The sequence below is a fragment of the uncultured Polaribacter sp. genome (assembly GCF_947495205.1).
Classification (GTDB): domain Bacteria; phylum Bacteroidota; class Bacteroidia; order Flavobacteriales; family Flavobacteriaceae; genus Polaribacter.
Window position 1 is genome coordinate 291,013 of sequence record NZ_CANLXV010000001.1, and the last position, 12,499, is coordinate 303,511.

Below are 12,499 nucleotides of genomic sequence, written 5' to 3' on the forward strand. Positions count from 1 at the left end.
ATTTAGGTTTAGTAGTAACTTTTTAATTTTGCTTACAAATTCTATTTAACATTTTAAAAATTGTAGATCAATAGATTTTAAGTATTTTTATTAGTTAATTATGGGAGCATTTACAAATATCGAAAAAAAGTTACAACAATTTACTAGAAAATACTACGTAAATGAACTGATTAAAGGAACCATTTTATTTCTTTCTTTAGGTGCATTGTACTTGTTTTTTACGTTGTTTTTAGAATATTTTTTGTGGCTTAAACCTACTGCAAGAACCCTTTTATTTTGGATTTTTGTAGCGGTAGAAGTTTTTCTATTAATTCGTTTTATAGCAATACCTATTTTTAAATTGATTGGTTTACGAAAAGGTATTTCTTTAGAGGCTTCATCTAAAATTATTGGCAATCACTTTCCAGAAGTTAAAGATAAGCTTTTAAATGTATTACAGCTTAAAGAAAGTTCAAATCAAACGGATTTATTGTTGGCAAGTATCAATCAAAAAGCAGAAGAATTACAACCTATACCATTTGTTAAAGCAATAGATTTTACCAAAAATAAGAAATATTTAAAATATGCAATTGTACCTATTTTTATTTGGTTAATTACCTTATTTACAGGTAATAATGGTGTTTTTACTGAAAGTTTAGAAAGGGTTGTTAATCACAGAACTGCGTATGTGCCACCAGCTCCATTTTCGTTTAATTTGGTAAATCCTAGTTTACAAGTAATTCAAGGAAAACCAATTACAATTACAATAGAAACCAAAGGAAATGTTTTACCTGAAGAATCTAAAATATTATATAATAATCAGCAATATTTTCTACAGCACAAAGGTAATGGAGTTTTTTCTTATACGTTTACAGATGTGCAAAAACCAATTAATTTTTATGTTGAAGCCAATAATGTACAGTCATTAGAATATCAAATTAAGGTAATTGGTACACCAATAATTAATAATATTATCTTAGATTTAAAATATCCATATTATGTTGGTAAACGAAATGAAACCATACAAAATTCTGGAAATTTATTGGTGCCAGAAGGTACTCAAATAACTTGGAAGGTAAATACAACGCAAACAAACGAAGTCCTTTTTATTAATGCTGATAAAAGAACTAGTTTCACTAAAAAAGATGCCAATAATTTTATTTTAGATAAGCGAATTAACGATGCTATGAATTATACAATAGCATCGTCAAATGATAATTTGCAAGAATATGAAAACTTACAGTTTGCAATTAATGTTGTAAAAGACGAAGTACCATCGATTTCTGTAGAAACAAATATAGATTCTATTACCAGAGGTGCTGCCCAATTTGCGGGACAAATTTCTGATGATTATGGTTTAAAAAAGCTGCAATTGGTTTATTATGATCAGAATAATCCACAGAACAAAACATATTATTTGTTGTCTATTTCTAAAGCGAATGTTCAAACTTTTTTTTACAATTTTCCTGAAGGATTAAATTTAGAAGAAGGAGTTGATTACGAATTCTTTTTTGAAGTTTTTGATAATGATGCCGTAAATGGAAATAAAAAAGCAAAAAGTAAGGTTTTCAATTTTAGGCAAAAAACAAATCAGGAAGTAGAGGAGGAGTTAATACAGGAACAAAAAAATACAATTAACAGCTTAGAATCTTCACTTCAGAAACAAGAAAAACAGCAAAAGGAGTTAAATAAGATTCAACAAGAATTACAGAATAAAAAGAACTTAAGTTGGAATGATATAAAGAAGGTAGAAAATTTTATAAAACGTCAACAAGAGTATAAAAAAATGATGCAACGTCAAACAGATCAGTTGCAGGAAAATTTTGAGGAAAAAATAGAAAAGGACGAGAGTTTGCAACAAAAAAAAGAAGAATTGCAAAAGCGTATAGAGGAATTGAAAAAAACGGATCGTCAGAAAAAGTTGTTAGATGAAATTGCAAAAATGGCTGAAAAGTTGAATAAGGAGGATTTGGTGAAGAAGGCTAAAGAGTTAGCGCAACAGAATAAACAACAGCAAAGAAGTTTAGAACGAATGTTGGAGTTGACAAAGCGTTTTTATGTGGAACAAAAAACCATGCAAATTGCGAATAAACTAGAAGAGTTAGCAAAAAAACAGGAAGAGCTTAAAAATAAAAAAGAGCCAATTTTTGAGGAGCAAGAACAAATCAACAAAGAGTTCAAAAAAATTGAAAAGGAATTAGAAGAATTATCTAAAGATAATGAGAAGTTAAAGGAACCAATGGAATTGCCAGATGTGGAAGATGAAAAGGAAGCCGTAAACGAGGAATTAAAAAATGCTGAGGAAAGTATAAAAAAGCAAGACAGGAATTCTACTAAAAAGAGCCAGAAGAATAGTGCACAAAAAATGAAAGAAATGAGTGGCAAAATGCAAAAAGCAATGGAAGCTGCTGCTGGTGAATCTATGGAAGAGAATATGGAAGATTTGCGTAAAATATTAGAAAACTTAGTTACTTTTTCTTTTAAACAAGAAAATTTGGTAAATAAGTTTCAAGAAATTTCTACAAACCATCCAGATTTTGGTAAAGATTTAAAAAGTCAGAACGATATTAGAACTTATTTTGAACATATAGATGACAGTTTATATGTGCTTTCTATGCGTTTGCCTAAATTATCTGCAAAGATACAAGACGATTTATCAACGGCTCACTATAACCTAGAACAAGCCTTAGAAAATTTTTCTGAAAATCGTTTTTCAAATGGTATTTCTAACCAGCGATATGTAATGACATCAACCAATAATTTGGCAGATTATTTAAGTAATATTTTAAATAGCATGAAAAATTCTTCCATGAAGATGGGTAAAGGAAAAGGAAAGGGAAATGGTTTTAGTTTGCCAGATATTATAAAAAAACAGGGTGAATTATCTGAGAAGATGAAGAAGGGTATGGAAGATGGAAAAAAACCAGGTGAGAAACCAGGAGATAAGCCAGGTGAGAAACCTGGTGAAGGTAAATCGGGCAAAAAGCCAGGAGAAAATGGCAAACCTGGGCAGTCTGGAGAAAATGGCGAATCTGGAGAAGGTGGTGAAGAAGGTAAAAATGGTAAAGGCAAAGGAAAAGGAAAGGGTGAAGGAAATGGAAAAAACGGGAATGGAAAAAGTAATAAAAATGGAGAGGGTGATGGTGAGAATGACGATTTAGATGGCGAGTTGTATGAAATTTATAAAGAACAAAGTAAATTAAGACAACAATTACAAGAAGCTATTCGTCTATCAGAGAAAAAAGGGAATGGAAATGGAACGCCAAATGGTGATGTAAAACGAGCGCTTAAAACTATGGAACAGTTAGAGAATGAAATTCTACAGAAAGGTTTCACCCAAGGAACTATCCAGAAAATGCAACGTTTAAATTATGAGTTACTAAAATTAGATAAAGCGGCATTAGAACAAGGGGAAGATACAAAGAGGAAATCTACAACAAACCTTAAAAATTCTCAAAGAAATAAAGTAAGGGCTTTAGAGTTTAAAAAGCAGTTTTATAATCAGGTAGAAATATTAAATAGACAATCCTTACCTTTGCAGCAAAATTATAAAATTAAGGTTCGTGAGTATTTTTCTGAACCTAAGAAAAGTTTAGAATGATTACTTTTAATTATGAGTTAGATTTCGAAATAGAAAATGAGGCTGTTTTAGAATCCTGGATCTCTTCTATTATCAAAAGCCATAATTGTGAGCTTGGTGAAGTAAATTATATTTTCTGCAACGATGAATATTTACATAAATTGAATTTGGAATTTTTGAAACATGATACGTTAACAGATATTATAAGTTTTGATAATTCTTTAGGAAAATTGATTAATGGAGATATTTATATTTCTGTGGAAAGGGTTTTGGAGAATGCCGAAGAATATAAGGTGTCTTTTCAGGAAGAACTAAAACGTGTTATGATTCATGGTGTTTTGCATTATTGTGGTTTTAAAGACAAGACGGAAAAGGACCAAGAAGAGATGACAAAACAAGAGAATTTGGCATTATCTTCATTTAAATAATTGATTTTCAAATTAATATATAAATGTTTCACGTGAAACTATAGATTATGAGTTTATTTTCAACAACATTTGATGTTATAGTAGTTGGCGGTGGTCATGCTGGGAGTGAGGCAGCTGCTGCAAGTGCTAATATGGGCGCGCATACGTTATTAATTACAATGAATTTGCAGAATATTGCACAAATGAGTTGTAATCCTGCAATGGGAGGAATTGCCAAAGGGCAAATAGTAAGAGAGATTGATGCTTTGGGTGGTTATAGTGGAATTGTTACAGATAAAACTGCAATTCAATTTAAGATGCTAAACAAATCTAAAGGGCCAGCCATGTGGAGTCCAAGAGCACAGTCTGACAGAATGCAGTTTGCAGAATGTTGGCGTACAATGTTAGAGCAAACAGATAATCTAGATTTTTATCAAGACTCTGTAAACGGATTAATATTTGACGGTAATAAGATAGTTGGTGTAAAGACTGCTTTAGGTTTAGAAATTAAAGCAAGAACTGTAGTTTTAACTGCAGGAACTTTTTTAAACGGTTTAATACATATTGGTGAAAAAAGTTTTGGTGGAGGTAGAGCAGGAGAAAGTGCATCTACTGGGATTACAGAAGATCTGGTTGAAAAAGGTTTCGAAGCAGGAAGAATGAAAACAGGAACACCACCAAGAGTTGATGGTAGATCTTTAGATTATTCTAAAATGATAGAACAACCTGGTGATGTTGATACTGAAAAATTCTCTTATCTACCAACCACAAATAATTTAAAAAATCAGCGTTCTTGTTGGTTAACGTATACCAATGTAGACGTACATGATTTGCTAAGAGAAGGTTTTGATAGATCTCCAATGTTTAATGGTCGTATACAATCTACAGGTCCAAGATATTGTCCTTCAATAGAAGATAAGATAGATCGTTTTGCAACAAAAGAAAGGCATCAAATTTTTGTGGAGCCAGAAGGGTGGACTACTTGTGAAATGTATGTAAATGGCTTTTCTACTTCTTTGCCAGAAGATATTCAAGACAAGGCAATACGTTCTATTGCAGGATTTGAAAGCGTAAAGTTTTTTAGATATGGTTATGCAATTGAGTATGATTTCTTTCAACCTACACAGCTGAAACATTCTTTAGAAACAAAGCTTATAGAAAATTTATTTTTTGCGGGTCAAATTAATGGTACAACTGGTTATGAAGAAGCAGCTGCACAGGGTTTAATGGCAGGTGTAAATGCAGCGTTAAAAACACAAGAAAAAGATCCTTTTATTCTAAAAAGAAATGAGGCTTATATTGGTGTATTAATAGATGATTTAATTACCAAGGGTACAGAAGAACCTTATAGAATGTTTACATCTCGTGCAGAGTACAGAACTTTATTAAGACAAGATAATGCAGATTTAAGATTAACACCTTTAGGATTTAAATTAGGTTTAGCGTCTCAAGAACGTATGAATCGCGTTATTGAAAAACAAGAAAAAGCAGATTTGCTAATTGATTTTTTGCAGAAGACTAGTGTTAAACAAGATGAAATAAATCCAATTTTAGAAGCAAAGAATTTGGCACTAATCAATCAATCTATGAAATTGTATAAGATTGCTGCGAGACCTCAGTTAGAGTTTTCAGATTTTTATGCTGTAAAGAAATTGAATGATTTTTTAAAGGAAGAAAATATAGATAAAGAGGTAATAGAACAGGCTGTAATACATTTAAAGTATTCTGGTTATATAGAGAAAGAAAAGAATAATGCAGATAAATTAAATCGGTTAGAGAACGTTATTATTCCCAATACATTTAAATATGAAAAGGTGAAATCTTTATCCTTTGAAGCAAGAGAAAAATTAAATAAAATTAGACCAACTTCCATTTCTCAAGCAAGCAGAATTAGTGGTGTTTCACCAAGTGATATTTCTGTTTTGTTGGTCTATATGGGAAGGTAATATATTTTTTTTATGATATGTTCCTTGTGGAACATTTCATAAAAAAAGCTATTTAATTATCTTTTACTTCACTTTATATTTTAAACCAATTTTTAATTTAACTACAATTGTTCCTCGTGGAACAGTATAAAATAATAAGCTATAATGGAACACGAAAAAGAGTTGTATAAAAATCTAAAACCCTTTTTAGTTTGTAAAGACTTTACCGTTTCACAAACAGATTTTAAGATTGGTTTAAATGAAGAATACCAACTTTTAGCAACTACACCTGTTCCAGAAAATTTACAAGATTTTTATAAAAGTGAAGATTATATTTCACACACAGATAGTAACAAATCTGTTTTTGATAAGGTATATCAATTTGTAAGAAATTACACGTTAAAGCAAAAATTAAATTTATTAAATTCTTTTCAAACGGAAGCAAAAACGGTTTTAGATGTTGGTGCAGGAACTGGAGATTTTTTACAATTTTGTAATGCAAATCAGTGGAGTGTTTCTGGAATAGAACCAAGTGATAATGCCAGAGCAATTGCAAATAAAAAATCAATTGTTTTAAAAGAAAATTTAAATGATTTAGCCGATGAAAAATTTGATGTAATTACACTTTGGCACGTTTTAGAGCATGTAGAAAACTTAGCAGATTATATTAAAAATCTAAAAGTTTTATTAAAACCAAACGGACGTATTGTAATTGCAGTTCCTAATTTTAAAAGTTATGATGCAAAACTTTATAAAGAATATTGGGCTGCTTTTGATGTGCCAAGACATCTTTGGCATTTTTCTCAAAATAGCATTCATAAGTTATTTGGAACAATACATATGGAAGTAGAAAAAACATTACCCATGAAATTTGATGCTTATTATGTTTCTTTGTTAAGTGAAAAATATAAGACAGGAAAAATGAATCCTATTAAAGCGTTTTACAACGGATTTATTTCAAACAGGAAAGCAAAACAAACTTCTGAGTATTCTTCTTTAATTTATGTGATTAAAAACATATAACTTAAAAACAAAAAGGATTTAAAAGCATCTTTGAAATCTTATCATTTTAAAAAAGAATTTAAAACTGAATTTAGGAATTATTATAGTAGTAAATAATTATTGAATTCAAGATAAATAAGTTTAGCAGGAATTTTAGGAAGCTCTTCAGCAAGCAAAATGTTTTTGTTTTTTTCTAGAAAATTCAATTAGCAACTATTTGCACTACTTGAAGTGAAACTAGAAATACATCAATCTTTAGATTTTAAGTTTTGTATATGTCTTGAGTTCCTGTAAAAATCTAAAACCATAAAAATTGCTGTTTTATAAAACTTCAAGATCATTTTGCTTTAAATAGAACGGAAAAACCAATTGTTGCATGTTCTTCTCTAATTAATGTGGTTAAAAACCATAAAAACGTATTTTACTTATGTTGTTTTGTGTTTTTTATGTTGATTAAGTTAATTGTATTCAAAAAAAATAAAAAAGCCTTAAAACACGTGTTTTAAGGCTTTTTAAAATAATATTTATCTATTAAAATATTAAAATTAATAATTTTTACTTATTTAATAAATAGATACCAAAAACAGTTAGCGTAAAATAGACAGTTAAAGACATTGCTCCTGGATAATCTTTTGCCAAACGTTGTCCTATTAATAAAAATAATAAAGTAACCGCAGAAAGCTCTAAACCAAAAGAAGCAATTTCTTTAACTTCAGAGGTGTATAATTGAAAGATACCAATGATCATAAAAAGAACTGCTATGCTTTCTACAATTAAAACAATGCTTAACAAAAAAGGTACTTTATTTTTTAACGGCGAGTTTTTAAAATGTGCTTTTATAAAGGAAACATTTCCTGTCCAATCTGTGATTTTTTCATAAGCAGAAATGAAATAGGTGATGCTTAGAAAAAGCAGAATTAATACTTCTGTAGGGTAATTAGATAAAAGTTTCATGTGTTTTATTTACCAAATAAGCGTTGCAAGAAGTTTTTAGTTTTTGTTTTTACCTCTTGTAATTCTTCTTTTGCATCTTCTGCAATATCCATTAAGTTCTCGGTAACATCACTAGCTAATTCACTTGCTTTTTCAGACATATTATCAAAAGTTTCTTTAGCATCGTCTGTAAATTCTTGTACTTTTTCTGTGGCATCTGCTTTTAAATCTTCAAATTTTTCTTTGGCTTTATCTAAATTTTCATCTGATAAGGTTTCGTTTATTTTTTCTTTTGCATTTTCAAATAGTTCTGTGGCTTCTTCTTTTAATTCTAATGCTTTTTCTTTAACGGAATCTGTTATTTCGATAGTGCTATTTGTGAAATTATCTAAAGTTTCGTTGGTTTCATTTTCAACGGTTTTGGCAGTCGTTTTGCCTTCGTTTTTTATGTTTTCAGAACTCATAGTATATTGATATTTAGTTAATTAATGTTATTTTTTAAGGTTTGCTTCATAGATTTTAATCCACTCATCAACAGAAATTTTGTTGCATAATGCTGCAATTAAATCATAAGGAATTTCATCAATCTTTTTAAAACGAATGCAGCTTTTACCCATATCTAATTTTAGATTAGTGTGTTTAGGATATTCATTTACAAACCAATTGTAAAGATTTTGATTTGCATAAATGCCCAAATGATATAAATTTATAGAATTCTTTTGGGATGCAAAACTTAAAAAGGGTAGTGGCTCACTAGGTTTACAATGGTAACCATTTGGATAAATTGTATGTGGCACAAAATAAGAAATCATTCCATATTGCATGCCTTCTGTAAAACCTTTAGGTAAATTTTTTAAAATTATAAACCTAAGTTTTTCAAGTGGTTTTTGTCTTTCTTGAGGCAGTTGGCTTATGTAAGCTTCTGGTGAATTAGATTTTATAACCATTCCATTTTTTTAATGGCTACAAGTTAACAAAATTTTTTAATTATCTTATCTACAATGGTTTGTGCCAGTTTTTCTTTACTTTCAACAGTCCAACCTGCAACATGTGGGGATAAAATTACATTTTCTGCTTCAATTAAATACTGAAAAGCATCTGGTATTTCTACTTCGCTTGATGCGCTTTGCTTTTTGAAAAGATTTTCAAAAGAAGATTTTTCATATTCTAAAACATCTAAGCCAGCGCCTAAAATTTTTCCCTTTTTTAAAGCGGAAACTAAATCTTTGGTAACAACAGAAGTACCACGTGCAGTGTTTAATAACCAAAAATTGTTTTTAAAATTATTGATAAACCTTTGGTCTATCATGTTTTTTGTAAGTGAAGTTTGTGGTGTGTGTAAACTTAATACATTACTTTTTTCTTGCAATTCTTGCAGGGAAACTTGCTTGCAGTTTGCATCGCCTACATTTGGTTTTATATCATAACAAAGTACATCAACATTAAAACCACGTAGTTTTTTAGCAAAGGCTTTTCCCATGTTTCCATAACCAATTAAACCAACGGTTTTACCGTCTAATTCAATTCCTCTGTTTTCTTCACGTAGCCATTTGCCATTACGTACTTCTTTATCGGCTTTATTTAGTTTGTTAAAGAGCGATAACAACATTCCTAGCGCATGTTCACCAACGGCATTTCTATTGCCTTCTGGAGCTGCAATTAAGGCAATTCCTTTACTTTCTGCATAATCACAAGCTATGTTTTCTAAACCAGCACCAACTCTGCCTATAAACTTTAATTTTGTGGCTTTGTCTAAAAAAGGTGCATCAATTTTAAAACGACTGCGAATAATAAAACCATCATAATTATGAATTTTGGCTTCAATTTCTTCTTTTGAAGAAGTATAATCTTCATCATTTATAAACCCTAAATCTTTTAACTGATTTATTAAAAGTGGATGGTTTGTGTCTAGGTGTAGGATTTTCAAAATTTCGATTTTTGGATTTTTGGACTCTTAGATAACTAGATTTTTAGAGAGGAAATGAATTTTGACATCATTTTAATAATTTGATTCAGTGTATTGTTAAGTTTATCAAATTCATCAGAATTTATAAAATTTAAATCAAAAGAAATTAAAAGTTGTGTTTCAATTTCATAACATGAACCCAATGAAATGCTCAAAAAACGTTTAAAATCTTTATTTGAATTTCTTGAAGCTCCTTCAGCAATATTAGAAGGAATAGATACAGCAGCTCTTCTTAATTGAGAAATTAATCCAAACTTTTCATCATCAGGAAATGATTTTGTGTTAACGTAAATATCACTGCAGAAAGTTCTACTTAATTGCCAAAATTTTAAATCTTTATACCTGTGCATTTTTTTGATTTTTATAATATTAGAACTTTAAACCTTAATTCGTTCAATGTATAGAAACTTAGTCTATACCATCAAACCATCCAAAAATCTAAAGCTCTAAATCTAATACTGCTCCTTTTCATTAGGAAAATCGCCACTTTTTACATCTGTAATATAAGACTCAAAAGCGCCCGTCATATCTTTATATAAATCTAGATATCTACGTAAAAAGCGTGGGTGAAATTCATGCGTCATTCCAATCATATCATGTGTAACTAAAACTTGCCCATCAACATTATTTCCTGCACCAATACCAATTACAGGAATAGAAATTGCATCTGCTACTTGCTTTGCTAATTTGGCGGGTACTTTTTCTAAAACCACCGCAAAACAGCCCAAACGTTCTAACATTAAAGCGTCTTCCATTAATTTGGCAGCTTCTTCTTCTTCTTTGGCACGTACGGTATACGTACCAAATTTATAAATAGATTGTGGTGTTAAACCAAGATGGCCCATAACAGGAATACCAGCATTTAGAATACGTTTTATAGATTCTTTTATTTCTTTACCTCCTTCTAATTTTATTGAATGTCCGCCAGATTCTTTCATAATTCTAATAGCAGAACGCAATGCTTCTTTTGGGTCTGATTGGTAACTACCAAAAGGTAAATCTACCACAACCAAACAACGGTCTATGGCTCTAACTACAGAACTTGCATGATAAATCATTTGGTCTAAAGTAATGGGTAATGTAGTCTCATGACCAGCCATTACATTAGAAGCAGAATCGCCAACCAGCAAAACATCTATACCTGCACCATCTAAAATTTTTGCCATTGTAAAATCATAGGCAGTAAGCATAGAGATTTTTTCTCCATTCTTTTTCATATCTACAAGAGATTTTACGGTAACTTTTTTATATTCTTTTTTAGCGGTCGACATATTTTTTATAAATTTAAATGGAGGTAAAAGTACTAAAAACTAGCAGATAATTCGCAACTGAAAATTGTTGCTAAAAAAGCATTTCATTTTATCAATTCTTTTTTGAAATCAATAAAGTTTTAAAATGATAAAAAAGTAACATTTGGATTATTTTTTTATGCTCTGCAGTAACCTTGGTACAAAAAAACCAAGATTTTGCAACCATAAAAAATAATTGTCATTTCTTTTAAAAGTTTGCATATAGAAAACACGGTATTTATAGAAATAATATTGCCAAAAGATGTTAAAAACATAAATTACAGGAACCAGTTAAGAAAAAGTTGCATTTTTAAAAACGGATTCTAAACAAGGTTTACGCAATGTTGTGCAAAATAAAAAACCTTATAAACTATGAATACAAAATTGTAATGTTCTAAAAGAAAAAATATTATATTTGAGCTTTACAAAACAAATGGCAGAAAAAAAACACACATTAGATACTAGTAAATGGATAGATAATTACGCAGATTATCTGTTTAATTATGCCATTTCTCGTGTTAATAATAGCGATTTGGCAAAAGATTTGGTACAAGAAACTTTTTTTGCTGGATTAAAATCTGCCAAGAACTTTCAAGGAAAAGCTTCTGAAAGAACTTGGTTGGTTTCTATTTTAAAACGAAAAATTATAGATCATTATAGAAAAATTAATTCTAAGAAAGGGCAAGCAGAAGTTAGAATGAATTTTTATAATGATGGAGAAAATGAAGGGAATTGGATAGAGGAGCGCGTACCACAAAGTTGGGATAACGCTTCTGAAAAGAAAATTGAAACAGAAGAACTTAGAACCCAAATAGACATTTGTATAGATAAATTGCCAGAAAAATATGGGATGGTTTTTAGAATGAAAACCATTCAAGAATTTGAAACAGAAGAAATTTGTAAGGAGCTAGATATTAGTGCGTCTAACCTATGGGTTATGATACACAGAGCAAGAACACAGCTTAGGAAATGTATGGAAGATAACTGGTTTAACAATTAAGATATGTTTAAGAGTTTAAAAATAACATGTGACGAAGCCACAACCATTTGTGACAAAAATCAATATGGAGAAGCTTCAATTATAGAGCTTATAAAGCTAAATTTACATTTTGTAAAATGTAGAATTTGTGCAAGGTATACAAAGCAAAACATGACTTTAACAAAGTTGTATAAAGGACATGCTTCTTCTTGTAAAGAAATGAAACATTGCATGTCTCATGATGACAAAGATGCTTTAAAAAAGGCGCTACAAGAAGGCAACAAAGCTTTTAACGAAGTAGGTAGTTAATTACAAGTATTTGGTATAACAAGAAATCATTTAAAAACGGGACTTAAATAATTAAGTTCCGTTTTCTTTTTACCTTAAAATTATCAAAAACAAATTTTACTTTTTTTGTAAGAGGAAAAGAGCTGCTTAA

Annotated in this window: 12 protein-coding genes; 6 read left to right on the forward strand and 6 right to left on the reverse strand. The window is 29.9% G+C overall.

The window, feature by feature from the left end; translation table 11 throughout:
- Positions 1 to 100 precede the first annotated feature (100 nt).
- From Q0762_RS01345 to Q0762_RS01360, 4 genes are all read left to right on the forward strand, one after another.
- The gene (locus tag Q0762_RS01345; protein ID WP_298762883.1) at positions 101 to 3,580 is read left to right on the forward strand and encodes a DUF4175 family protein; all 3,480 of its coding nucleotides are present in this window, start codon (positions 101 to 103) and stop codon (positions 3,578 to 3,580) included.
- The gene (gene ybeY / locus Q0762_RS01350; RefSeq protein ID WP_298762886.1) at positions 3,577 to 3,987 is read left to right on the forward strand and encodes an rRNA maturation RNase YbeY; all 411 of its coding nucleotides are present in this window, start codon (positions 3,577 to 3,579) and stop codon (positions 3,985 to 3,987) included. Before Q0762_RS01345 ends, ybeY begins: the two co-directional genes overlap by 4 nt.
- A gap of 47 nt (positions 3,988 to 4,034) precedes the next feature.
- Positions 4,035 to 5,912, forward strand: a complete 1,878-nt coding sequence (gene mnmG, locus Q0762_RS01355; protein WP_298762889.1) for a tRNA uridine-5-carboxymethylaminomethyl(34) synthesis enzyme MnmG — start codon at positions 4,035 to 4,037, stop codon at positions 5,910 to 5,912.
- Between the two features lie 144 nt (positions 5,913 to 6,056).
- Positions 6,057 to 6,914 carry a class I SAM-dependent methyltransferase gene (locus Q0762_RS01360; RefSeq protein ID WP_298762890.1) on the forward strand — a complete coding sequence of 286 codons (858 nt, stop codon included), beginning with the start codon at positions 6,057 to 6,059 and terminating at the stop codon, positions 6,912 to 6,914.
- Between the two features lie 534 nt (positions 6,915 to 7,448).
- Here Q0762_RS01360 and Q0762_RS01365 read toward each other — a convergent pair.
- The 6 genes from Q0762_RS01365 to panB all read right to left on the reverse strand — a co-directional run bounded on the left by Q0762_RS01365 (position 7,449) and on the right by panB (position 11,063).
- Positions 7,449 to 7,847 (reverse strand): DoxX family protein, encoded by a 399-nt coding sequence (locus Q0762_RS01365; protein ID WP_298762892.1) that lies wholly within the window; start codon positions 7,845 to 7,847, stop codon positions 7,449 to 7,451.
- Positions 7,848 to 7,852: 5 nt separating this feature from the next.
- Entirely contained in the window at positions 7,853 to 8,290 is a 438-nt protein-coding gene (locus Q0762_RS01370) for a hypothetical protein (protein ID WP_298762894.1), read from the reverse strand.
- A gap of 27 nt (positions 8,291 to 8,317) precedes the next feature.
- The gene (locus Q0762_RS01375; RefSeq protein ID WP_298762895.1) at positions 8,318 to 8,773 is read right to left on the reverse strand and encodes a DUF1801 domain-containing protein; all 456 of its coding nucleotides are present in this window, start codon (positions 8,771 to 8,773) and stop codon (positions 8,318 to 8,320) included.
- A 23-nt stretch (positions 8,774 to 8,796) separates the two neighbouring features.
- Positions 8,797 to 9,753 (reverse strand): 2-hydroxyacid dehydrogenase, encoded by a 957-nt coding sequence (locus Q0762_RS01380; RefSeq protein WP_298762898.1) that lies wholly within the window; start codon positions 9,751 to 9,753, stop codon positions 8,797 to 8,799.
- 35 nt (positions 9,754 to 9,788) lie between these two features.
- Positions 9,789 to 10,142, reverse strand: coding sequence for a four helix bundle protein (locus Q0762_RS01385; protein WP_298762900.1), 354 nt, complete (start codon positions 10,140 to 10,142; stop codon positions 9,789 to 9,791).
- Between the two features lie 102 nt (positions 10,143 to 10,244).
- Complete coding sequence (gene panB, locus Q0762_RS01390; protein WP_298762902.1) at positions 10,245 to 11,063, reverse strand: 3-methyl-2-oxobutanoate hydroxymethyltransferase; 819 nt, start codon at positions 11,061 to 11,063, stop codon at positions 10,245 to 10,247.
- A 451-nt stretch (positions 11,064 to 11,514) separates the two neighbouring features.
- Here panB and Q0762_RS01395 point away from each other — a divergent pair, with 451 nt between their 5' ends.
- Both Q0762_RS01395 and Q0762_RS01400 read left to right on the forward strand, forming a co-directional pair.
- Positions 11,515 to 12,081: a sigma-70 family RNA polymerase sigma factor gene (locus Q0762_RS01395; RefSeq protein ID WP_298762904.1), complete on the forward strand. Its 567-nt coding sequence runs from the start codon at positions 11,515 to 11,517 to the stop codon at positions 12,079 to 12,081.
- Between the two features lie 3 nt (positions 12,082 to 12,084).
- Entirely contained in the window at positions 12,085 to 12,369 is a 285-nt protein-coding gene (locus Q0762_RS01400; RefSeq protein WP_298762906.1) for a hypothetical protein, read from the forward strand.
- Positions 12,370 to 12,499 lie beyond the last annotated feature (130 nt).

What these genes read in the sequence shown, in the direction of transcription:
- Q0762_RS01345 (WP_298762883.1), top strand. Translation starts at nt 101, where the DNA reads ATGGGAGCATTTACAAATATCGAAAAAAAGTTACAACAATTTACTAGA.
- ybeY (WP_298762886.1), top strand. Translation starts at nt 3,577, where the DNA reads ATGATTACTTTTAATTATGAGTTAGATTTCGAAATAGAAAATGAGGCT.
- mnmG (WP_298762889.1), top strand. Translation starts at nt 4,035, where the DNA reads ATGAGTTTATTTTCAACAACATTTGATGTTATAGTAGTTGGCGGTGGT.
- Q0762_RS01360 (WP_298762890.1), top strand. Translation starts at nt 6,057, where the DNA reads ATGGAACACGAAAAAGAGTTGTATAAAAATCTAAAACCCTTTTTAGTT.
- Q0762_RS01365 (WP_298762892.1), bottom strand. Translation starts at nt 7,847, where the DNA reads ATGAAACTTTTATCTAATTACCCTACAGAAGTATTAATTCTGCTTTTT.
- Q0762_RS01370 (WP_298762894.1), bottom strand. Translation starts at nt 8,290, where the DNA reads ATGAGTTCTGAAAACATAAAAAACGAAGGCAAAACGACTGCCAAAACC.
- Q0762_RS01375 (WP_298762895.1), bottom strand. Translation starts at nt 8,773, where the DNA reads ATGGTTATAAAATCTAATTCACCAGAAGCTTACATAAGCCAACTGCCT.
- Q0762_RS01385 (WP_298762900.1), bottom strand. Translation starts at nt 10,142, where the DNA reads ATGCACAGGTATAAAGATTTAAAATTTTGGCAATTAAGTAGAACTTTC.
- panB (WP_298762902.1), bottom strand. Translation starts at nt 11,063, where the DNA reads ATGTCGACCGCTAAAAAAGAATATAAAAAAGTTACCGTAAAATCTCTT.
- Q0762_RS01395 (WP_298762904.1), top strand. Translation starts at nt 11,515, where the DNA reads ATGGCAGAAAAAAAACACACATTAGATACTAGTAAATGGATAGATAAT.
- Q0762_RS01400 (WP_298762906.1), top strand. Translation starts at nt 12,085, where the DNA reads ATGTTTAAGAGTTTAAAAATAACATGTGACGAAGCCACAACCATTTGT.